At 51.9% G+C, this 20,286-nt stretch carries 20 protein-coding genes and 1 tRNA gene; 13 read left to right on the top strand and 8 right to left on the bottom strand.

Annotated elements, in window-relative coordinates; all coding sequences use genetic code 11:
- Window positions 1-16: 16 nt before the first annotated feature.
- From nqrM to CBE72_RS02080, 6 genes are all read left to right on the top strand, one after another.
- Window positions 17-241, top strand: a complete 225-nt coding sequence (gene nqrM, locus CBE72_RS02105) for a (Na+)-NQR maturation NqrM (RefSeq protein WP_025011868.1) — start codon at window positions 17-19, stop codon at window positions 239-241.
- A 104-nt stretch (window positions 242-345) separates the two neighbouring features.
- Window positions 346-1,326: a GGDEF domain-containing protein gene (locus tag CBE72_RS02100; RefSeq protein WP_157929021.1), complete on the top strand. Its 981-nt coding sequence runs from the start codon at window positions 346-348 to the stop codon at window positions 1,324-1,326.
- 161 nt (window positions 1,327-1,487) lie between these two features.
- Window positions 1,488-1,961 (top strand): bacterioferritin, encoded by a 474-nt coding sequence (bfr, locus tag CBE72_RS02095; RefSeq protein WP_025011866.1) that lies wholly within the window; start codon window positions 1,488-1,490, stop codon window positions 1,959-1,961.
- 10 nt (window positions 1,962-1,971) lie between these two features.
- Window positions 1,972-2,439 (top strand): bacterioferritin, encoded by a 468-nt coding sequence (bfr, locus tag CBE72_RS02090; protein ID WP_100142074.1) that lies wholly within the window; start codon window positions 1,972-1,974, stop codon window positions 2,437-2,439.
- Between the two features lie 512 nt (window positions 2,440-2,951).
- Window positions 2,952-4,028 (top strand): DNA polymerase IV, encoded by a 1,077-nt coding sequence (gene dinB, locus CBE72_RS02085; protein WP_100142119.1) that lies wholly within the window; start codon window positions 2,952-2,954, stop codon window positions 4,026-4,028.
- A 216-nt stretch (window positions 4,029-4,244) separates the two neighbouring features.
- On the top strand, window positions 4,245-5,750 hold the full coding sequence (locus CBE72_RS02080; protein ID WP_100142073.1) for a GGDEF domain-containing protein: 1,506 nt from the start codon (window positions 4,245-4,247) through the stop codon (window positions 5,748-5,750).
- A gap of 137 nt (window positions 5,751-5,887) precedes the next feature.
- Here CBE72_RS02080 and CBE72_RS02075 read toward each other — a convergent pair.
- The 5 genes from CBE72_RS02075 to rpsU all read right to left on the bottom strand — a co-directional run bounded on the left by CBE72_RS02075 (window position 5,888) and on the right by rpsU (window position 10,599).
- Window positions 5,888-5,964 (bottom strand) — tRNA-Ile (locus tag CBE72_RS02075).
- Between the two features lie 180 nt (window positions 5,965-6,144).
- Window positions 6,145-7,992, bottom strand: coding sequence for an RNA polymerase sigma factor RpoD (gene rpoD, locus CBE72_RS02070; protein ID WP_100142072.1), 1,848 nt, complete (start codon window positions 7,990-7,992; stop codon window positions 6,145-6,147).
- Between the two features lie 133 nt (window positions 7,993-8,125).
- On the bottom strand, window positions 8,126-9,853 hold the full coding sequence (gene dnaG / locus CBE72_RS02065) for a DNA primase (RefSeq protein WP_100142071.1): 1,728 nt from the start codon (window positions 9,851-9,853) through the stop codon (window positions 8,126-8,128).
- An 80-nt stretch (window positions 9,854-9,933) separates the two neighbouring features.
- A complete protein-coding gene (locus CBE72_RS02060) occupies window positions 9,934-10,377 on the bottom strand; it encodes a GatB/YqeY domain-containing protein (protein ID WP_039034927.1) in 444 nt (147 codons plus the stop codon).
- 6 nt (window positions 10,378-10,383) lie between these two features.
- Window positions 10,384-10,599: a 30S ribosomal protein S21 gene (gene rpsU / locus CBE72_RS02055; RefSeq protein WP_006080725.1), complete on the bottom strand. Its 216-nt coding sequence runs from the start codon at window positions 10,597-10,599 to the stop codon at window positions 10,384-10,386.
- A 196-nt stretch (window positions 10,600-10,795) separates the two neighbouring features.
- Between rpsU and tsaD the strand changes: the two genes are divergently transcribed.
- Window positions 10,796-11,812 carry a tRNA (adenosine(37)-N6)-threonylcarbamoyltransferase complex transferase subunit TsaD gene (tsaD, locus tag CBE72_RS02050; protein WP_100142070.1) on the top strand — a complete coding sequence of 339 codons (1,017 nt, stop codon included), beginning with the start codon at window positions 10,796-10,798 and terminating at the stop codon, window positions 11,810-11,812.
- 101 nt (window positions 11,813-11,913) lie between these two features.
- Here tsaD and plsY read toward each other — a convergent pair whose 3' ends face one another.
- Window positions 11,914-12,510 carry a glycerol-3-phosphate 1-O-acyltransferase PlsY gene (plsY, locus tag CBE72_RS02045; protein ID WP_373289253.1) on the bottom strand — a complete coding sequence of 199 codons (597 nt, stop codon included), beginning with the start codon at window positions 12,508-12,510 and terminating at the stop codon, window positions 11,914-11,916.
- Between the two features lie 274 nt (window positions 12,511-12,784).
- Between plsY and folB the strand changes: the two genes are divergently transcribed.
- Genes folB through CBE72_RS02025 form a run of 4 tightly spaced genes read left to right on the top strand, consistent with a single transcriptional unit; the run spans window position 12,785 to window position 15,276 of the window.
- Window positions 12,785-13,135, top strand: coding sequence for a dihydroneopterin aldolase (gene folB / locus CBE72_RS02040; protein ID WP_100142068.1), 351 nt, complete (start codon window positions 12,785-12,787; stop codon window positions 13,133-13,135).
- Window positions 13,136-13,142: 7 nt separating this feature from the next.
- The gene (folK, locus tag CBE72_RS02035) at window positions 13,143-13,640 is read left to right on the top strand and encodes a 2-amino-4-hydroxy-6-hydroxymethyldihydropteridine diphosphokinase (RefSeq protein ID WP_100142118.1); all 498 of its coding nucleotides are present in this window, start codon (window positions 13,143-13,145) and stop codon (window positions 13,638-13,640) included.
- A 17-nt stretch (window positions 13,641-13,657) separates the two neighbouring features.
- Window positions 13,658-14,458 (top strand): undecaprenyl-diphosphate phosphatase, encoded by an 801-nt coding sequence (locus tag CBE72_RS02030; RefSeq protein WP_100142067.1) that lies wholly within the window; start codon window positions 13,658-13,660, stop codon window positions 14,456-14,458.
- Between the two features lie 8 nt (window positions 14,459-14,466).
- Window positions 14,467-15,276: a putative RNA methyltransferase gene (locus CBE72_RS02025; protein ID WP_100142066.1), complete on the top strand. Its 810-nt coding sequence runs from the start codon at window positions 14,467-14,469 to the stop codon at window positions 15,274-15,276.
- A 132-nt stretch (window positions 15,277-15,408) separates the two neighbouring features.
- On the opposite strand, the gene CBE72_RS02020 is transcribed toward CBE72_RS02025, so the two are convergent.
- Window positions 15,409-15,675 carry an Lpp/OprI family alanine-zipper lipoprotein gene (locus CBE72_RS02020; RefSeq protein WP_071238290.1) on the bottom strand — a complete coding sequence of 89 codons (267 nt, stop codon included), beginning with the start codon at window positions 15,673-15,675 and terminating at the stop codon, window positions 15,409-15,411.
- Window positions 15,676-15,903: 228 nt separating this feature from the next.
- Window positions 15,904-17,145 carry a multifunctional CCA addition/repair protein gene (locus CBE72_RS02015; RefSeq protein WP_100142065.1) on the bottom strand — a complete coding sequence of 414 codons (1,242 nt, stop codon included), beginning with the start codon at window positions 17,143-17,145 and terminating at the stop codon, window positions 15,904-15,906.
- A gap of 167 nt (window positions 17,146-17,312) precedes the next feature.
- Here CBE72_RS02015 and CBE72_RS02010 point away from each other — a divergent pair, with 167 nt between their 5' ends.
- Window positions 17,313-18,938: an ExeA family protein gene (locus tag CBE72_RS02010; RefSeq protein ID WP_100142064.1), complete on the top strand. Its 1,626-nt coding sequence runs from the start codon at window positions 17,313-17,315 to the stop codon at window positions 18,936-18,938.
- Window positions 18,938-20,095: a general secretion pathway protein GspB gene (locus tag CBE72_RS02005; RefSeq protein WP_229671883.1), complete on the top strand. Its 1,158-nt coding sequence runs from the start codon at window positions 18,938-18,940 to the stop codon at window positions 20,093-20,095. The genes CBE72_RS02010 and CBE72_RS02005 overlap by 1 nt, the downstream gene beginning before the upstream one ends.
- Window positions 20,096-20,286: the final 191 nt, after the last annotated feature.

Here is a 20,286-nt window from a genome sequence, read left to right as displayed (position 1 = left end):
AGTAATTGGAGTCTTTATGAGTACTTTTATTGCGGCCTTTGTGATTCTGCTGGCGTTTTTCCTGCTGATGTCTGTGGGCTATTTAATCAAGCGCAAGGCGGTACAGGGCAGCTGTGGTGGCCTCGGGGTCTTGGGTATAGAAAAGGCCTGCGACTGTGATGAGCCCTGCGATAAACGCAAGGCCCGTGAAGCGGCTGAAGAAGCTCGGCGTGAGCGTTTAACCAAAGATAGAATCATTTGAAAAAGGGCCTCTTCGGAGGCCTTATTTTCGCCCGCTCCGCCCGTTAATTCCTGCTGTACTACACTCTGTGGCATGAACAAGCACTCTGTAGAGGAGATATGCCGATGAGCAGAGAGCCGGAAGCTATTCTCGATTCAGTGGTACAGTTGACCGAGCAGCGGCAGTTGGATTCGCTGGCCGAGAGCCTGGTGTCCACAATATCGCAAATGCTCAGCATAGATGAGGTGAGTATCCTGGATGTGGATAAGCTGACCAAGCGTAAGGGGGGCCTGGATGGCCAGCGCAATGTCAACGGCGCCAGCTTGGCGGTGTCGGTCAAACTCTGTATCGAACAGCAAAGAGAGAGCTGTTTCTCCAACGGTCTGCACCAGGAGTTGGCCGTTCCCATCATCATCAACGATAAACTCACCAAGGTGCTCTTGGTCAGCGCGCCTTTATTGACTGATAAAGACAGGGTTTTGCTCAGAGGTTTTGCCAAAGTCTATGAGAACTATTTCCACATAGTGGTGGAGAGTGAAACCGACAGCCTTACCAATCTATTGAACCGCAAAGCCTTTTTGCCACAGTTATACAGCTCGGTGGAAATTGCCTGTGAACTCAAGCAGGAACAGGCGAGTATGGACGCCGAAGAGGAGCTCAAGCTGTGGATTTGCATTTTCGATATAGACTACTTCAAGAAAATCAACGATACCTTCGGCCACCTCTATGGCGATGAAGTCCTGTTGCAGGTTTCGGCGCTGATGAAGCAGGTGTTCAGTGCTCAGGATCTCATGTTCCGTTTTGGCGGTGATGAGTTTGTTATCTTGCCGGCGCCGCGAAGCCGCAGGGCGCTTATGGAGTTGTGTCAGGAGTTCACCCAGAGTTTGGCTCAATTGCAGCTGGAGCGTTTAGGCGGGATCCGCATTTCTATGGGCATTGTGGGAATCGATCCCCGGGTTGAGCCCGGAACCTTGCTCAATCAGGCCGACAATGCCCTGTATTTTGTCAAAGGCAATGGTCGTAACCAAGTGGCGTTTTATGGGCAACTGCTGGAGGAGGGCAAGCTCCAGGGGCCACAGATAGAAGATGATATCGAGCTTTTTTAATCACTTGTGCTTAAAAGTAGCTTGCTAACCTTAGTTAAAATGATAATGGTTATCTTTTGTAAGTTTGTGAAATTAAAGGTTAATTTGTAATGCGTCCCGCTTTGGGCTAGGCTGAAAACATTGACTTGGATCAAGTTTAATCAAAGCTAAAGGACGAGATAATGAAAGGCCATCCCAAAGTGGTATCCCAGCTCAACAAGGTGTTGACCTGTGAGCTGACAGCCATCAATCAGTACTTCCTTCATGCCCGCATGTTCAAGAACTGGGGCCTGGAAGGACTCAACCACAAAGCCTACAAGAAATCGATTCAGGATATGAAACACGCCGATAAGCTTATCGAGCGGGTGTTGTTTCTCGAAGGCCTACCCAACTTGCAACAGTTGGACAAGTTACGCATAGGTGAACACAGCGAAGAGATGCTGGCCTGTGACAAACAGATGCTGGAAGAGCAACTGACTGTGCTGCGAGATGCCATTGCCCTGTGTGAGACTGAGCGTGATTATGTCAGTCGCGATATCCTCGAGGATCTGCTGGAAGATGAAGAGGAACACCTGGATTGGCTGGAAGCTCAGTTTGAGCTGATAAGCCTGACCGGACTGGCTAACTATCTGCAGTCACAGATTGAGAAAGAATAAGGAGACAGGTATGAAAGGCCATCAGCAAGTCATAGATGTGCTCAACAAGCTGCTGACCGGGGAACTGTCGGCAATGGATCAGTACTTCGTGCATGCCCATATGTATGAAGACTGGGGGCTGAATCAGCTCTATGAGCGGATCAAGCATGAGTCGGACGATGAAAGAGAGCATGCCGCCAAGTTGATTGCACGGATCCTGTTTCTGGAAGGCACTCCGGATGTTGCCAGTCGCGACGCCCTCACCATAGGCAAGAATGTGCAGGAGATGCTGCACAACGACTTGCAATATGAATACAAGGTTGCCGCCAACTTGAGAGAAGCTATCACCTTGTGTGAGCAACTCAAAGACTATCAGAGCCGGGAGTTGTTGGAGCTATTGCTGGAAGAAACCGAAGACGATCACATGTATTGGCTGGAGAAACAGCTGGGCCTTATTGGCAAGGTTGGGCTTCAGAATTACATCCAGTCTAAGATGTAACGTTATCAAAGCCGTCACTACAGGAGCCGCTATTGCGGCTCCTGTGGTGTATGGCATTAGCTAAAAACTATTTGTTCCCTATCATTTAACACTCAGGTTAATTAATAAATTCTGATGCATTGCTGGGTTCCTTAAATAAAAATATAACAAATAGGACTCGCAATGGAGCAGGTAAGGCATTCCCTCAGTTTGCAACTTGTATTGGTTATCGCCGGTGCCCTGGCGTTGTTGTCTATAGTGGCCGCCGTGATGAATCCCTGAGCGTCAGCGAAGAGAAGAACTGTCATAACAGATGCTGGCATTCCAACAGTTGGCCACGGCTCTGGGGCGTAACATAGCCCAGTTCTGCATCGATTAAGACGAGCTTTAAATCCATTAAGTAGAGCTCCTGCTCTCCTTTTCTGATCTCGATTGATCTGCTTTTTCGTTACCCTGGCTTGTTAACTGTGTTTTCATACAGTACTCTGTTTATGTCCGGCTCGACCGAGCCCTTTGAGATCCGGAAAGCAAGCTTGAGAAAGATCATACATATCGACATGGACTGCTATTATGCCGCGGTGGAGATGCGTGATTTTCCAGAATATCGTGGCCGACCTCTGGCCGTAGGCGGCAGCAGTGACAGACGCGGGGTGATAAGCACCTGCAATTATGAGGCGCGTAAATTTGGCGTTCGCTCTGCCATGGCCTCGGCCTATGCGTTAAAACTTTGCCCGGAGCTGTTGCTGATCCCCGGACGCATGTCTGTGTATAAGGAGGTCTCGGCAGAGATCCGGGCCATCTTCGCCCGTTATACCTCACTGATTGAACCTCTGTCGCTGGATGAAGCCTACCTGGATGTATCCGATAGCTCATTATACCAAGGCTCGGCCACCCTCATTGCCGAGGCTATTCGCGCCGATATCTTGGCGGAAACCGGCCTGACGGCCTCGGCGGGTATCGCCCCGGTGAAGTTTCTCGCCAAGGTGGCATCGGATCTCAACAAGCCCAACGGTCAGTATGTGATAACACCACAGGCGCTGCCTGAGTTCGTTAAAACCCTGCCGCTTATCAAGATCCCCGGCGTCGGTAAGGTCACCGCCCAGAAGCTGGCCGATATGGGGCTGCATACCTGCGCGGATGTGCAAAAGGTGCCGCTGGCTACGTTGCAACAGCGGTTTGGAAAGTTTGGTAGCTTACTTTATGAAAGGGCTCAGGGGATAGACGAGCGTGAACTGACCATCAACCGAGAGCGCAAGTCTGTTGGGGTAGAAACCACGCTGGCAGAGGATATTCATACCCTGGCTCAGTGTCGCCAGGTAATGCCACAGTTGGTGCAGGAGCTGGCCCGCCGTCTGGAGCGCGGAGCCAAAGACAGGCAAATTCATAAGCTGGTGGTCAAACTCAAGTTCAGTGACTTTAAACAGACCACCATAGAAACCCGCTCGAGTGAGTTATCTGTGCGCCTGCTGGATGACTTGCTGACCCAGGCATTGCAAAGAGCCAACGGCCGTGGCATCCGTCTGCTGGGGGTGGCTGCCGGGCTGGTCAGCCAGGATGACAGCCACTCACCGGCAGAGGAAACTCTGCAGCAGTTGGATCTGGCTTTTTAGCATCGAATATTCACTTTCTGTAAAAGCTCTATTGTCAATAGTGGGTCGGCAAAAACCTGTATCAAGTTGTATCTATAAGGTTATGATTTAAAAGGATTAATTATAAGGTGAGACGGATCTCGATTGTTTGTTGTTTTCAAAATGATAAGTATGATTTTAATCAATCATCGATAAGTTTTTCTTGTCTAAGATGTCTGAAAAACGTGTTGTTTTATCATGCCTACTGCCAAACAAACCTCAACGCACCTTTACCTGTTGACCAAGCTCTTTTTATGGTTGGGGATATTTACCTTATTGCTGAGCCTGGTATATGTCACAGTTCACTACAGAAATTATGTTCAGATGCGAATGCAGGGGTATCAGCAATTACTTACTACTCTGGAAAGCAGCTACCTGTATGAGCTTATGTTGACCAGTGAGCGCCAGCTCTCGGCGCTAGCAGGTTTGCTGGACCGCAAGGCGATAGCCAGAGGAGAGTCGGCTTATTCGCCCGCTTGGGTTATTGCGCACCAAATCCAAAGTGAAAGCCAGCATTATGTCTACTTTTATAACGTACAAACTCAAAGAATAGATAGTTACCCGGCCTGGAGGTCTTCAGAGGAGTTTGATGCCAGCTTGCGTCCTTGGTATCGGGTACTGGAAAGTCACAGCCAACAACCTCAGTGGGTTGGTCCTTATAAGGAGTACAGTAGTCAGCAATTGGTTTTGACCTTGGCGCAAGTGATCTTGGATGAAAATGGACAAATACTGGGGCTGCTGTTGGTAGATATGCCAATGAGTAATCTGAACCGGGTATTGGCACGTGTCTATGATGAGATGGATGTGTCACTCTTCTTGCGTCACCAAGATAGCGGGGCGTTGATTTTGGCTGTCAATCAAGATTATCTCAATACTGAAATCGCAGCTCCCAATCAAGAGAATGTTGCCTTTAGCGGGTTACTGAAAGGGGCCATGTTTTTGAAGCCTCTTTCCTATGCTGATTGGGAACTGGGGATCTATATTCCGCCACAAAGATTTCGTCGGGCATTACAAGAACAATTTATCTTGTTGCTGTTACCTGTTGCGGCCATCACCTTAGTGACCCTATTGGGGATCTATTCACTTATTCGGCTTTTTCGTCAGGAGTTGGCTCTGGTTGAACAGGAGTTAAGGCGCTTTTGTGGCATGACTCCCAAATATCAAGAGTTGAACAACCATGAGCATTGGTTTGTTAACGAGAGCTTGAATAGTCTAAAGCAACAATATCTTAGCCATAGGTTGAATTTACGGATGGATCCCTTGACTGGCATCGCCAATCGGCGTGCTTTTGATGAAGATCTGTTGCGTTTGGTTACTTTTGAACAAGATTTTGCTCTGATACTGGTAGATGTAGATAGATTCAAACAGATTAATGACACCTTTGGCCATCAGGTCGGCGATATAGTACTGCGGCGGGTTGCCGAGTTACTGGTGACTGAGTTGGGACTGGAGCAGGTTTATCGCATTGGCGGCGATGAGTTTGCCGCGCTCTTGCCGTTAAACAACAGAGGGTTATTGTGCAAACAATTGCAGAAACTCAATGACAAAACTCAAGAGGTAAAATGGCGCGAGCAGTTGCACCAAGCGACATTGAGTATCGGCGCAGCCATTGGACCGGGTGAACTTGAACTCTTGTTCGCTCAGGCCGATGCCGCACTATACCGCAGCAAACGAGCCGGCCGAAACTGCTGGCATATAGATTGAGAGGCTGTAGAACTCAGAGGGCTATTAGCGATGTTATTTTTTCGGAGGGACTACTACCGGAAGAGCCCAAAGACCGAAGATGGACAGGAGCTGAAAGAACAAAGGCCCGTAGATTTCTCTACGGGCCTTCTTGAATATGGTGGCCCCTCACAGACTTGAACTGTGGACCTAACGATTATGAGTCGTGTGCTCTAACCAACTGAGCTAAGGGGCCGGCTTAAGGCAATCGTCATCACCAGAAGCGGGACAGAGTATACGAAGTTTAATTGCGCTTGTCACCCGTGTTTTGCTCATTATTGATACCATTGCTTTCAAGTGGTTATCTGTTAATCATCCTCGAGGCATAACGGCAATAAAAAACCCCGCACTGCGGGGTTTTTGTACAAAATCTTGTTTACTCGTCCAGGAAGGACTTGAGGATTTCCGAGCGGCTCGGGTGACGCAGCTTACGCAGTGCCTTGGCCTCAATCTGACGAATACGTTCACGGGTAACGTCGAACTGCTTGCCCACTTCCTCTAGGGTGTGGTCAGTGTTCATGTCGATACCAAAACGCATTCTGAGGACCTTGGCTTCACGGGCTGTCAGGCCTGCCAGCACTTCATGAGTGGCACTCTTGAGGCTTTCGCTGGTGGCGCTGTCCAGTGGTAACTCGAGGGTAGTATCCTCGATGAAATCCCCCAGATGCGAATCTTCGTCGTCCCCGATAGGGGTCTCCATGGAGATAGGCTCTTTGGCGATTTTCAGCACTTTGCGGATCTTGTCTTCCGGCATCATCATCCGCTCGGCCAGCTCTTCCGGAGAAGGCTCGCGCCCCATTTCCTGCAGCATCTGCCGCGAGATACGGTTGAGCTTGTTGATGGTCTCTATCATGTGTACCGGGATACGTATGGTACGAGCCTGGTCCGCGATGGAGCGGGTAATGGCCTGACGGATCCACCAGGTAGCATAGGTAGAGAACTTATAGCCACGACGGTATTCAAACTTGTCTACTGCCTTCATCAGACCTATGTTGCCTTCCTGAATCAGATCTAGGAACTGCAGGCCACGGTTGGTGTATTTCTTGGCGATAGAAATAACCAGACGCAAGTTGGCTTCAACCATTTCCTTCTTGGCACGGCGAGCCTTGGCTTCACCTATGCTCATGCGGCGGTTGATGTCTTTGATTGAGGCGATAGACAGACCGGTTTCGGCTTCGATGGCTTCCAGCTTGGCGCGGCAGCGCAGCACATCTTCCTCGACCATTTTCAGGCCTTCGGCGTATGGCTTGCCGGAGTTCATCTCGGCGTTGAACCAGCTGATATCGGTTTCGTTGCCGGTGAAGAGCTTAACAAAGTTCTTCTTCGGCATTTTGGCCTGTTCAACACAAAGCTTGAGGATCAGGCGTTCCTGAACCCGCACTTTGTCCATCATGCTGCGCATGCTCTTGACCAGACGGTCAAACTGCTTGGGCACCAGACGGAATTCTTTGAAAATTTCGCCGATGTGGAACAGAGCCGCGACTGACTCGGGGTGATCGCGTCCCTTGAGTTCGATGAGTTTCAGTGAGTTTTCATAGACGGCACGCAGTTGGCCGAAACGCTCACGGGCTTCTTCCGGATCCGGGCCTTTGGAGCCTTCATCGTCGGAATCGCCATCTTCATCTTCATCGTCGTCATCCATATCATCTTCGTCATCCAGATCATCATCTGATAACTCTGAGCCGATATGGGTGGCACTTGGGGCCACATCATCTTCGTCGGGATTGACAAATCCAGAGATAATGTCGGACAGGCGGATCTCTTCGGCCTCGAACTGATCGAACTGTTCGAGGATCATGGCGATCGCCTGTGGGTACTCGGCGACTGAGCTCTGTACCGTGTTGATGCCTTCTTCGATACGCTTGGCGATCTGAATTTCGCCTTCGCGGGTTAGCAGTTCCACTGTGCCCATTTCGCGCATGTACATGCGTACAGGGTCTGTGGTACGGCCCAATTCGCTCTCTACAGAGGCGAGGGCTGCAGCAGCTTCTTCGGCGGCATCTTCATCCGTGCTGTCTTCCGACATCATAATGTCATCGGCATCAGGTGCTTCTTCAAACACACGGATACCCATGTCATTTATCATCTGGATAATATCTTCGATCTGGTCGGAATCGACCATATCTGCAGGCAAGTGGTCATTCACTTCTGCATAGGTTAGGTAACCTTGCTCTTTGCCTTTGGCGAGCAACAGTTTAAGTTGCGACTGCGGAGTTTGATCCATAGATATCATCCAAGTTGGGTAACTGTTACAACGATGGGCAGCGGCCTTGGGCTCTTGCCGCACAAATCGTCAATTATAGCCATGTGCGCATCCCTGTGCTAGTCCGGCGACCGGACCCATAAATTGAGAGAGCTCATTGGCAGCTTTTCATTGCCGCGATTAGCTTCTTAAGCTGTATTTTCTCTTCTTTAGTATGGGTCTGTTTCAGACTCAATTCCTGATAACGCTGCTCAATGTATTGATTGTTCAGCCATACCAGGGACTTTTTGAACTCTTGCTCCAGGTTTTCATCCGCCACTTGATGTTCCCATTGGGCCAGTTTTCTCAGAGTGGAGAATTCTTCCATATCTCTGAACTGCTCAAGTAGTTGTGCGCTGTTCATCTTCTGGGCGCGAGTCAAATCCAGTAAGTCGACCAGCAAGTCTATGCCAGCCATCTGTAAATGCTTGAGTGCCGGTTGGGGGATCAAATTCAGCCCCAACTGTGGGTGTTGTACCAGCAAGGCGATGGCGAGTCGCAGCGGAGTACCCCGGCCCTTAAGCGCTTTATGCCGGGCAGAGGCAACTGCTTGAGTGCCTTTGAATCCCAGCTTTTTCTTCAGATCATCTGCGCTGTTCATGCCGAGCCTGTGTGACAGGTCTTCGAGTAACAGATTTTGCAGCACAGTGTCTTGAATCTTTTCAATCAGGGCTATGGCTTGCTTGGCAAGATTGCCCTTGTCTGTTCCGTATTTAGTGGTCAGGGTATCGAACAGAAACCCTGTCAGTGTTTGTGCTTCATCTATCAGTGCTTCGAAGGCTTCTTTGCCTGTCTTGCGCACCATAGAGTCGGGATCCTCCCCTTGAGGCAAAAACATAAAGCGTACAGTATCGCCGGGTTTCAGCAGCGGCAGGGCGGTTTCCAGCGCGCGCCAGGCTGCTTCTTTTCCGGCATTGTCACCGTCATAACAACAGACCACCTCTTTGGCGCTGCGCAGCAACAACTGAAACTGTTCGGCCGTGGTCGAGGTGCCCAGTGAGGCTACCGCATAGTCAACCCCAAATTGCGCCAGCGCTACCACGTCCATATAACCTTCGACAATCAGCACTTGCCGAGGTTCTCTGTGAGCTTGCTTCAGCTCATACAGACCATAAAGTTCATTGCCCTTATGAAATATGGGCGTTTCCGGAGAATTCAAGTACTTGGGTGTACCATCACCTAGCACCCTGCCACCAAAGGCAATCACCCGGCCGCGCCTATCGCGGATCGGGAACATCAATCTGTCACGGAAACGGTCATAACGCTTGCCGTTGTCGTTGCTGATGATCATCCCCGCGGTTAACAGCTTGTCCTGCGACTCTTGCTGCGAGCGGTAGCGACTCAGTAAGCCATCCCAACCATCTGGAGCAAACCCTATACCGAAGCGCTCGACAACCTGGTCGGAGAGTCCCCGAAAAGCCAGATAATCCAACACCTTTTGTTTGTCCGGGTGTTGTCTGAGTTGGTTCTGATAAAACCTGTTGGCCTCTTCCATTAACTGATAGAGATCGCGGCTGAGCCCATCGTCACGACGACGGTTGGGATTATCCTCCCGCGGCACCTCCAGCCCTAGTTGGCTTGCCAGCTCCTCAATGGCATCGAGGAATTCAAGACGGTCATACTCCATGATGAAGTCGATGGCATTGCCATGGGCACCACAGCCGAAGCAATGGTAAAACTGTTTATCTCTGCTGACGGTGAAAGAGGGTGATTTTTCGCTGTGGAAAGGGCAACAGGCAGAATAATTCTTACCCGCTTTTTTAAGGGGTACTTTGTGATCGATTAGATCAACTATGTCTGTGCGAGCAATCAGCTCATTGATAAAATCACGAGGTATAGCCATCAGACTGAGTCATGCACCCTTGACCGATGTAAACAAACAAGCCGCGCAGATGCACGGCTTGTTCATACGTGGAAACCCGCTTATTGCAGTTTGGCACGGATCTGGGCACTAATGGCACCCATGTCTGCACGACCCTGAACTTTGGATTTCAACGCTCCCATTACTTTGCCCATATCCGCCATGGTGCTGGCGCCGCTATCTTGGATAGCCGCATCAATCAGCGCAGCGATTTCGCTTTCGCTCAGAGGTTGTGGCAGGAAAGTTTCAATAACTTGAATCTCTGCTGCTTCGACTTCTGCCAACTCCGGACGGCCCGCTGCCTCATATTGGGCAATGGCATCACGGCGTTGTTTCACCATTTTGGTCAAGACAGCTATTATCTGCTCATCATTCAGAGTTTCGCGGGTATCCACTTCAATCTGTTTGATGGCAGCTAATGCCATACGAATCGTACCCAGGCGGACCTTCTCTTTGGCCACCAAGGCTTGTTTCATCTGGTCTTTTAGCTTATCTATCAGGCTCATAAGGAATTAGTATAAACGTACGCGACGTGCGTTTTCGCGAGAAAGCTTCTTGGCCAGACGCTTAACTGCAGCAGCTTTTGCACGCTTACGAGCAGTAGTTGGCTTCTCGTAGAATTCACGAGCACGCACGTCGGCCAGGATACCGGCTTTTTCACAAGAGCGCTTGAAACGACGCAGAGCTACGTCGAATGGTTCGTTTTCACGTACTTTAATAATTGGCATACGCCATCACCCCTTAGGTGTAAGTTTGTATTGAGTCAATTACTTGACCCAAGTGTATTTAAAATGGTGCGGAATTTTAAACCGACTGGCACTGGATGTAAAGTCCCTAAAGTAAATTCACTTTAGCCCACAACTGGAGAAATCTCCTGGTTAGGGGTAGAATTGGCGCCCCTTTTCAGGCGGAAAGATTTCATAGATGCGGGTTTTAGGTATTGAAACATCCTGTGACGAGACAGGAATAGCGGTTTACGACGAAGAGCAGGGGTTGTTGTCCCATGCTCTCTACAGTCAGGTTAAGTTACATGCCGACTATGGTGGCGTGGTGCCTGAGCTGGCATCAAGGGATCATGTGCGCAAAATAGTGCCGCTGATCCGTGAGGCGCTGGCCAAGGCCGATACCCGTATCGAAGATCTCGACGGCATCGCTTACACCAAGGGTCCAGGCCTGATTGGTGCGCTTTTGGTGGGTGCCTGTGTCGGTCGTTCCTTGGCATTTGCCTGGAATAAACCCGCTGTGGGTGTTCATCATATGGAAGGGCATCTGCTGGCGCCCATGCTGGAAGAGGATGCACCTGAGTTTCCCTTTGTAGCGCTCTTGGTTTCCGGCGGTCACTCCATGCTGGTGAAGGTGGAAGGCATAGGTCGCTACGAAGTACTGGGTGAATCTATAGATGATGCGGCCGGTGAAGCCTTCGACAAGACCGCCAAACTGATGGGGCTGGATTATCCCGGAGGCCCAAGACTGGCTAAACTCGCCGCCAAGGGGGAAAAGGCCGGCTATAAGTTCCCTCGGCCGATGACCGACAGACCGGGATTGGATTTTAGTTTCTCAGGGCTGAAAACCTACGCCGCCAATACCATAGCCGCCGAACCGGATGATGAACAGACTCGTGCAAATATCGCCCGGGCTTTTGAAGAAGCCGTGGTCGATACCATGGTCATCAAGTGCCGCCGCGCACTGGAGCAAACCGGCTTTAAACGTTTGGTGATTGCCGGTGGCGTCAGCGCCAACACCCGTCTGAGAAGCTCACTGGCCGAGTTGATGCAAAGCCGTGGCGGCAAGGTTTTCTATCCCAGAGGCGAGTTCTGTACTGATAACGGTGCCATGATAGCCTACGCGGGCTTGCAGCGCCTCAAGGCCGGCGAGCGTGAGACGTTGGCGGTGAAAGGGCAGCCGCGTTGGCCGCTGGATACCCTGGAAGCGGTTTCCTGAAGAAGCCTAGCTAACTCACCCTCTGTAATTCCTGAAAAGTAAAAGGCGCCAATGGCGCCTTTGCTGTTTTTATGACGGTTGTTGCAACCGTGCAACTGGTTCTATTTAGTACGCCTGGAGCGCGACATTTTGGATTCTTCCCCCTTGAGCAGGCGGCGAATATTATCCTTGTGGCGGATAATGATCAGTGTCGATAGCATGGCCACCGGCAGGGTAAATCTGTCATCCAGCCACCAAGTATAGACAGGCGCCAATAGCGCCGTTACCAAAGCTGCCAGCGATGAGTAGCGGGTCAGCAACACCACCAGTAACCAGGTGCCCATCAAACACAGCGCTAGGCCTTCACCTATGGGCGCCATGGCGCCGAGTGCTGTGGCTACGCCTTTGCCGCCCTTGAAGCCGAAGAAGATCGGGTATATGTGTCCAAGGCAGGCGGCAATGGCTATCACCCCGAGCCAGACGGCATCTATTCCCATCAGATAAGCGGTATAAGTGGGTAGTGCACCCTTGAGCATATCGAAGAAAAATACCATGGCCGCGGCCCAAGTGCCGCCGATGCGCAGCACGTTGGTGGCGCCCGGATTGCCCGAACCCTTGCCTCTGGGATCCGGCAGGCCCTTGAGGCGACACACCAGCACGGCGCTGGAGATAGAGCCGAGCAGGTAGGCGGCCACAATCATAATTGGGGTCAGTACCATGGTACTCAAATTGGTTTCCTTACTCGTCTTAAGGTATTATCGCGCACACAAAAACATGCAGCCCTTGCCCGGATAACCCAAGGTGCAAATCTTTACCGTCAGCCGACGGTTAAATCTCTCGGGTTCATCTTGTCCTTCAATGCCTTATCCTACTTAAGATCGGGCCTGGTAGAAAGGGGCTACAGTGAATATCTCCGGAACGGGGCGGATTATAGCGGTTTTATTGCCGATAGCTTATCTGACCTCAGGCCCGGCAGTTGCTAAGGGGGATTTTATGGACAGAGTGCTGATACGAGAATTACAGATAGAAACGGTTATCGGGATCTATGAGTGGGAAAAACAGGTACACCAGACACTGCTTATTGATCTGGATATGGCCTGGGATAACAGAGCCGCCGCCGACAGTGATGATTACAGCCAGGCGCTCTGTTATGAAACCGTCAGTAAGCGTCTCACTACCCTGATCACCGAAAAGCCCATTGAGTTGATTGAAACCGTGGCCGAAATGATTGCCCATTGCCTGATGAGTGAATTTGCCGTGCCTTGGGTCAAGGTGCGGGTGATGAAACCTGGCGCCGTTCCTGCGGCCAAAGCGGTTGGTGTCGAAATCGAGCGTGGTATCTAACGGTAATATGGCACATATCTACATCAGTCTGGGCAGCAATATCGACCCGGAACATTACCTGCGTGCAGCTATTAAAGAGCTGCACGCTGCGTTTGGTGAGCTGCAGCTATCATCGGTTTACGAGAGTGAATCAGTGGGATTCAAGGGCAGCAACTTTCTCAATATGGTGGTGGGCGCTCATACGTCACTCGGTATTGCCGAAGTGGTGGCCTGTTTCAAGCAGATAGAGCTGCGCCATGGTCGGCTCCCGGGTGCCAAAAAGTTTGCTCCGCGCACCCTGGATTTGGATCTGCTGCTCTACGATGACAAGGTCTGTCAGCAGCCCATTGTTTTACCCAGAGCCGAGATCCTGACCAATGCCTTTGTGCTTTGGCCACTGGCTGAACTGGCACCGCAAACCAAGCATCCACTGGCACAACTCAGCTACCAAGTGTTGTGGCAGGAATATGACAAGGCCAGTCAGAAGCTCTGGCCTATCGCTTTCGATTGGGGCCTGTCGGCCTGATTTTTTAAAGGAAAACTATGGACACATTACAGGTCATCATCCTTGCCCTGATCCAGGGCCTGACTGAATTTTTGCCTATCTCCAGCTCGGCGCATCTTATTTTGCCTTCTCAGTTACTGGGCTGGGAAGATCAGGGACTGGCCTTCGATGTGGCGGTGCATATAGGTTCACTGCTGGCAGTGGTACTCTACTTCCGTACTGAAATCATCGCTATGCTGAACGCCTGGTTTGGCAGCATATTCAAGGGTAACCACAGCGCCGAGAGCAAACTGGCCTGGTGGATTATTCTGGCTACCATACCCGCAGTCGTTTTTGGTTTTCTGGCCAAAGATCTGGTTGAAACCTATCTGCGGGGGCCGGGTGTTATCGCCATCACTACTGTGGTGTTTGGTTTGCTGCTCTGGTGGTCGGATAAGATGGCGCGGCTTGAGCTTACTGAATATCAAACCGGCTGGCGCAAGGCATTGATGATAGGTTTTGCCCAGGCTTTGGCGCTTATTCCCGGCACCAGCCGCTCGGGGATCACCATGACCGCGGCCCTGATGTTGGGGCTCAACCGTGAGGCGGCGGCGCGTTTCTCTTTTTTGATGTCGATCCCTGTGATCTTGGGAGCGGCGCTACTGATGGGCAAAGATCTGCTCGAAGGTGGGCATGTGATTGACTGGCAGGCCCTTATTTTGGGGGTGGTGCTTTCTTTTGTGGCGGCCTTTACCTGTATTCACTTGTTTTTGAAGATCATCAGCAAGATGGGCATGCTGCCTTTCGTGCTCTACCGTTTGGCTCTCGGCGCACTTCTGTGCGGCTTTATCTTTCTGTGAGGCTCTAGATGAATTCAGTGCAATTTCAGTGCCCGGTTTGTCAGAGTGAGCTCAAGCAGCATCAGGCATCCAGAGGTTTTTACTGCGTTAATAAGCATCACTTCGATCGCCAGGAGGACGGTTATTGGTTGCTGGCCAAGCCCAAGAGCGCGGCGGTACATGCCTTGTCGCGCCAGGCGTTGCGGGCCCGGCGTTTTTTGTTGCAGTCTGAGTTGATGGCGCCTTTGCATCAGGCGCTCAATCTCAAGCTGACCAGGCTCGCTGAAAACTGTGAAGCTGTACTTGACCCCAACGCCGGAGACGGCGCCTTGCAGCAGATGCTGCAACTGCCGGAAGAGCTGCAACGTCTGCTTATCTGTGATGCACAAAATGCCGCCTTCGCCGCTGCCAAAGCGTTGCCGACGGCGCAGGTATTTCTCAGTGTTGCCAAACGTTTGCCCTTTGAAGATGCGCAGTTTTCACTGGTGACTCTGCTCGATGGTCAGCTTAAGGGCAAGGAGATCCCCAGGGTGATGAAGCCGGGGGCTCATCTTGTGATGTTGGCCCCCGGGCCAAGACACTTGTGGCAGTTGCGTGAGCAATTGAGCGCAGATCTTAAACAGCGGGAGTTCAGTATTAGCCTGCCGACCGAGTTGACTGTGTTGGAAACCGAGAGCTTAAGTTTTTCTCTGGATGTGAGCGGTGAGCAGGCGTTGACACTTCTGGAAACCACTCCTTATGCTTGGCGCGCCAGCGAAAAACAGAAGCGTGCGCTTGTGACTCGGGCGATCAAGGGGCTGGAGCTGGATTACCGTTTGTTGGTGATCAAACGAAACTGAGTCTGAACCTGGGGTTTTAGGCTGGAAAGTGAAGATTGGTTGGGAATGTTAGTAAGTACTGACAGGGACAGCTTGTAGCTTGGAGAATAAAGCAAATCGGCAACACCTTGGTGTTGCCGATCCGGGACTGAATTACTTCTTGTAACGAGAAGCAACGTTGTCCAAGCGGTCGTTAGCACGCTTAGCTTCAGACTGAGCGTCCATAGCTGCAGCTTTTGCATCTTGAACGTCAGCAGACAGTTTGCCTTGCTCTGCTTTCAGAGAGCTAACTTCAGCTGATAATTGATCAACTTTGTTGCCCAGGTTAGCAACGCTTTCTTCCAGAGCAGTAGTGTTGGCACAACCACCCAGCAGAGCAGTCATTGCTACGCCAGCAATCATCAGTACTTTTTTGTTCATGAAGAAATCCCTTTAAGATAGGTTGGATTTTTAATGGCTCGACTGTAAAACAGTCGACACCGCCTAATTATGTCATAGTCAATTTATTTTGCTACGAATATTCACGTACAGGCCGCTTTACCTTATCGAATACTCATTGGATTGCCAAGTCTTTGGGAAAATAGCCATTTTTTTTCGCTATTTTCTTAACAAAACTGAAAATTTTTCTGTCAATAACTTGCCTTTACATCAGAAAACGGCGGAATTCAGTAACAGTTGCTTTTCTTGACGTACGGCGGCAGTCCGCTGCCGAGCGAGCTCTTCCCTGATGGCCGGTCCCTTGTGTCCCGCCGCAACTATGGGTTTGACATCTATCGCCGAGGCGACAGCAAACAACTGCCGCAATGCTTGCGCCTGTGGATAGGGTTCTTGTTCAAGCCCACTGCGGCCTCTGGCATCGGCCTCGCAGGCCAGTGCCAGTTGCTCCAGGCGTTCGGGTTTACGCCAGAAGTCGGCTTTATCGAAGATTTTCACTATGGTTTCCGGCTTGAGCTCCGCCAGATTATGAATATTTTGATGCTGATCGCTGACTAGCAACGCCAGATCCCGATACTCGGAAGGCACTCGTAGCCGTTCGCACAGCTTGCGGATAGGTGCCAAACCCTTCTGTCCATGACCGTGGTGCTTGGGCAGCATGTCAGCCGGGGTCAGTGCCTTACCGAGATCGTGCACTAGCGCGGCAAAGCGCACGGCCTTATCGCGGGTCAACTGCGCGGCTTGCTCCAGTACCATGAGAGTGTGTAGGCCGGTATCAATTTCCGGATGCCACTTGGCCGGTTGCGGCACGCCAAACAGGGTATCGATTTCCGGCATCAGCGCTTGTAAGGCGTTGACCTGACGCAACACTTCGAAGAACACTTGGGGCTGCTCGCAGCCGAGCACCTTATCCAGCTCTTGCCAGACTCGCTCCGGCGTCAGTGCGCCAAGCTCGGGGCCGGCGGCAATTTCCTGCATCAGAGCCAGGGTTTCCGGCGCTATGCTGAATCCCTGAGGGGCGAAGCGGGCGGCAAAACGAGCCACCCTGAGTACCCTCAGCGGGTCTTCAACGAAAGCGGGGGAGACATGCCTCAGCACCCGGGCCTCGATATCCTTTTGGCCGTTGTAGGGGTCGTGCAGTTCGCCATCCTCACTTTGGGCTATGGCGTTGATGGTCAAGTCCCGCCGCAGTAGATCTTCTTCCAGAGTGACGTCGGGCGCCGCATAACAGGAGAAACCGCCGTACCCCAGGCCGGTTTTGCGCTCGGTTCTGGCCAAGGCATACTCCTCCTGGGTTTTGGGGTGCAGAAACACAGGGAAATCCTTGCCCACCTGCCGGTACCCCTGTGAGACCATCTGCTCCGGGGTTGCGCCAACCACCAGATGATCCCTGTCCTTGACGGGCAAGCCCAATAGTTTGTCGCGCACTGCGCCACCAACCAGATAAATCTGCACGCTTGTGGATTCCTTATAATCGACTGCTTTGGTAATGACCTCAGGATAACATGAGACCCGGCCGTGGGGGACTTTCCCGTGCATCACATAAATGGCTGGCGGGGTTTTACAATTTTAGACCTTGCCTTAAACTGGGCTGTCTTTAACGAAGAAGGATGGCAGTGCCTATGTACAAGGCCTTTTATGGACTGAACGATAACCCGTTTTCTATCGCGCCCAATCCCAGTTATCTGTTCCTCAGTGACAGGCACAGGGAGGCGTTGGCGCATTTAACCTATGGCCTGGGGGAGACGGGGGGCTTTGTGCTGTTGACGGGTGAAGTTGGCACCGGAAAAACCACGGTTTCCCGCTGTTTGTTGCGGCAACTACCGGAAAATACCGATACCGCCTTTATCCTCAATCCATCTCTGACCGAGCTTGAGCTGCTGGCTACCCTCTGTGATGAGTTGAAAATTCCCTATGGTGAGGCGCCCACTCTCAAACAGCTGACCGATCATATCAGTGGTTTTCTGTTGGCTAACCACCAGGCTGGGCGCAACACTGTGCTGATCATCGATGAGGCTCAGCATCTGCGGGCTGAAGTGCTTGAGCAGCTGCGCCTGCTCACCAACCTAGAGACAGATACCCGCAAGCTGCTGCAGGTGATCCTCATAGGTCAGCCCGAGCTGCAACAACTGCTCAAGCGCCAGGAACTGCGACAGTTGGCGCAGCGAATCACTGCCCGTTACCATCTGTTGCCGCTCACCGAAGAGGAGGTGGGCTTCTATGTGCAGCATAGGTTGCAGGTGGCCGGGCGCAGCGAACCCTTGTTCAATCGCGGTGCGATTCGGGCGCTGCATAAATTCAGTGGCGGTATTCCTAGGCTTATCAATCTATTGTGTGAGCGGGCGTTGATGGCGGGTTATGGTCAGTCTCGAACCCCTATCGATGCCAAGATGGTGGCCTCTGCCGCGGAAGAGGTACTGGGAGAGAAAATCAAACAGCGTAATTATTGGTTACCGGCTTCTGCCGCCGTCATGCTGCTTTTGGCCTTTGCCGGTGGTTACTATTTCCTGGCGCAGCCAGAACAGGCTGTCGCCCAAGATCAGTCCGGACGGCAACTTTATTCAATGACAGATGCCAAGCAGACTCAGGTTGCAGACAATCAAGCTGGCGCGGGCAAGGCCGCAGCCAACCGGGCGCAGCGGATCTTGATGCAGGCCATAGATCAGAGCCGCAATATAGATACCGCCTTTGCGGCCCTGTTTGCCCTTTGGGATAAGGTGCCATATTCAGGCATCAGTGCCTGTCAGGCCGCCGAACAGCAGGGGCTTGCCTGTTATCAGCAGCAGGGCAATCTCAACTCCTTGCTGCGGCTCAACTATCCGGCTGTGGTTTATATGGAAGATGAACAACAGCAACCTTTCTATGGCACTCTGGTGGCCAAAGATGGCGAGCAGTTGCTGCTGCAACTCAATGAACAGCAACTCTGGGTCAGCGTCGATTGGTTCAACCGTCATTTCAGCGGTACTTTTGAAATCATCTGGGACGCCCCCAAAGATCCGCTCAAGGCGATAGGCCCAAGTGCCGGTTTGGCCCAGGTGCAGTGGCTGGAAAATACCCTGGCGCAGGTGGAGCAGCGCCCGGCCAGACTGATGAGTTATTTCGACAGCGAGCTGGAGCAGTCATTGCAACAGTTTCAGCGGCGCCATGGCTTGAAACCGGACGGCATTGCCGGCAGCCAGACTCTGGTTCAGCTTAATCTGTACTTGAGTCATCAAGGCCCCAGATTGCACGCAGGAGGAGCGAGCTGATGTCTATCCTTCTCGATGCCGTGACCCGGGCCAAGCAACAGGAGATGGGTGAACAACTGGATCCTGTGTTGACCCCAAGGGCGCAATATCGCCAGCAATCTTCTGCAAGTAGCTATCTTAAGCCGCTGGCGGTATTGGTGGCGGCTGTGCTGGCCGGTGGCGCCTTGGCCTGGGGCTGGCACTCGCTTGATACCAATAAAAAGACGCTGGCTCCCGAGACATCTTCAGTTGGGGCGCAAGCCTCGCAGCAGCAAGCCAGGCAACAAGATGAGTCTCAAGGATATAAGCAACCGACTCAAGCCGCCGAGGTGGCTGAACAAGGTGCAACGGAAGTACGTTTGGCCGGTAAGGTGGCCTTGCCTATGGCCCAGCCGATACCTCAGACTCAGGCTGTTCAATCTCGGACAATCCAGTCGCAAAATACATTGCCTCAAAATGCTCAGGCTGAGAATAGGGCGACCATAAACCAAAGTTCAGTAAACCAGGGCTCAATAAACCAGAGCTCAATAAACCAAAGCGGCGAAGCTGAAATTGCAGCCCCTCAGACTCCGGCTTCGGTTAAACAGTCGACTGGCAGTGCTTTATTGGCCGCCAGTGTGGCTGAAGCGGCTAAAGAGCTGCAGTTTGCGCAACTCCAGGCTGATGGCGCAACAGCTGTAAATCAGCCGCAGGAGATGCCGGCGGCTGACGATGAGCCGATTATTTTGGGAGCTAACCCCAATCGCCGTGGGCTTGAGGTGCTCGAGTCTCTCAAGCGCCAGGTTAATGAAGCGGCCGAGGATGTGGGGCTATCCAGTGCCGAGAGTCGCCGCCAGGATGAGTTGGTGGCTCAGTTTCAGGCGGCGCTTGCCGATGTGGAGCACCGGCACTCGGCGGAAAAACCCGTATCGCCTCCCGAATTGGATCCCATTCCCAAGGCTGAGGAAGAGGTGCCTCCTTACGGCGGGCTGCCGGCCGGGCTGCAATTGCAGGTTCCTGAGTTTGAGATCAGTGCTCACGTATACGCCTCAGAGCCTTCCAAGCGTTGGCTGAATGTAGAGGGTGCCGAACTGCAGGAGGGTGACAGCATCAAGGGTCAACTGAAGATCGTTGAGATACGTCCAAGGGATGTCGTGCTGGAAATTCAAGGGCAGAAGTTCCGGGTGCCGGCCATATAAGCCGACCCAAAACGGCTGAAACCGAGTATAAAAAAGCGCCATTAAGGCGCTTTTTTATCTTAGGGAAGGTGCGAATAAGTCCTCGCGGCCTTCTTTTTTGTAGAGAGTGGCTTACACAGCAATTGGCGTTCAAGGCATCTGACTGAAGGCATGCCGGGGCCTGTCAAAGTCGGATAACGCAGAGAGCCGGT

Origin of the sequence: Shewanella carassii, from assembly GCF_002777975.1 — a bacterium.
GTDB classification, from domain to species: domain Bacteria; phylum Pseudomonadota; class Gammaproteobacteria; order Enterobacterales; family Shewanellaceae; genus Shewanella; species Shewanella carassii.
This window is presented reverse-complemented; position numbering and strand designations above follow the sequence as displayed.

What these genes read in the sequence shown, in the direction of transcription:
- CBE72_RS02030 (WP_100142067.1), top strand. Translation starts at nt 13,658, where the DNA reads ATGGACACATTACAGGTCATCATCCTTGCCCTGATCCAGGGCCTGACT.
- folK (WP_100142118.1), top strand. Translation starts at nt 13,143, where the DNA reads ATGGCACATATCTACATCAGTCTGGGCAGCAATATCGACCCGGAACAT.
- CBE72_RS02010 (WP_100142064.1), top strand. Translation starts at nt 17,313, where the DNA reads ATGTACAAGGCCTTTTATGGACTGAACGATAACCCGTTTTCTATCGCG.
- bfr (WP_025011866.1), top strand. Translation starts at nt 1,488, where the DNA reads ATGAAAGGCCATCCCAAAGTGGTATCCCAGCTCAACAAGGTGTTGACC.
- plsY (WP_373289253.1), bottom strand. Translation starts at nt 12,510, where the DNA reads ATGGTACTGACCCCAATTATGATTGTGGCCGCCTACCTGCTCGGCTCT.
- CBE72_RS02005 (WP_229671883.1), top strand. Translation starts at nt 18,938, where the DNA reads ATGTCTATCCTTCTCGATGCCGTGACCCGGGCCAAGCAACAGGAGATG.
- CBE72_RS02025 (WP_100142066.1), top strand. Translation starts at nt 14,467, where the DNA reads ATGAATTCAGTGCAATTTCAGTGCCCGGTTTGTCAGAGTGAGCTCAAG.
- CBE72_RS02080 (WP_100142073.1), top strand. Translation starts at nt 4,245, where the DNA reads ATGCCTACTGCCAAACAAACCTCAACGCACCTTTACCTGTTGACCAAG.
- folB (WP_100142068.1), top strand. Translation starts at nt 12,785, where the DNA reads ATGGACAGAGTGCTGATACGAGAATTACAGATAGAAACGGTTATCGGG.
- CBE72_RS02060 (WP_039034927.1), bottom strand. Translation starts at nt 10,377, where the DNA reads ATGAGCCTGATAGATAAGCTAAAAGACCAGATGAAACAAGCCTTGGTG.
- CBE72_RS02020 (WP_071238290.1), bottom strand. Translation starts at nt 15,675, where the DNA reads ATGAACAAAAAAGTACTGATGATTGCTGGCGTAGCAATGACTGCTCTG.
- CBE72_RS02100 (WP_157929021.1), top strand. Translation starts at nt 346, where the DNA reads ATGAGCAGAGAGCCGGAAGCTATTCTCGATTCAGTGGTACAGTTGACC.
- nqrM (WP_025011868.1), top strand. Translation starts at nt 17, where the DNA reads ATGAGTACTTTTATTGCGGCCTTTGTGATTCTGCTGGCGTTTTTCCTG.
- tsaD (WP_100142070.1), top strand. Translation starts at nt 10,796, where the DNA reads ATGCGGGTTTTAGGTATTGAAACATCCTGTGACGAGACAGGAATAGCG.
- rpoD (WP_100142072.1), bottom strand. Translation starts at nt 7,992, where the DNA reads ATGGATCAAACTCCGCAGTCGCAACTTAAACTGTTGCTCGCCAAAGGC.
- dnaG (WP_100142071.1), bottom strand. Translation starts at nt 9,853, where the DNA reads ATGGCTATACCTCGTGATTTTATCAATGAGCTGATTGCTCGCACAGAC.
- rpsU (WP_006080725.1), bottom strand. Translation starts at nt 10,599, where the DNA reads ATGCCAATTATTAAAGTACGTGAAAACGAACCATTCGACGTAGCTCTG.
- bfr (WP_100142074.1), top strand. Translation starts at nt 1,972, where the DNA reads ATGAAAGGCCATCAGCAAGTCATAGATGTGCTCAACAAGCTGCTGACC.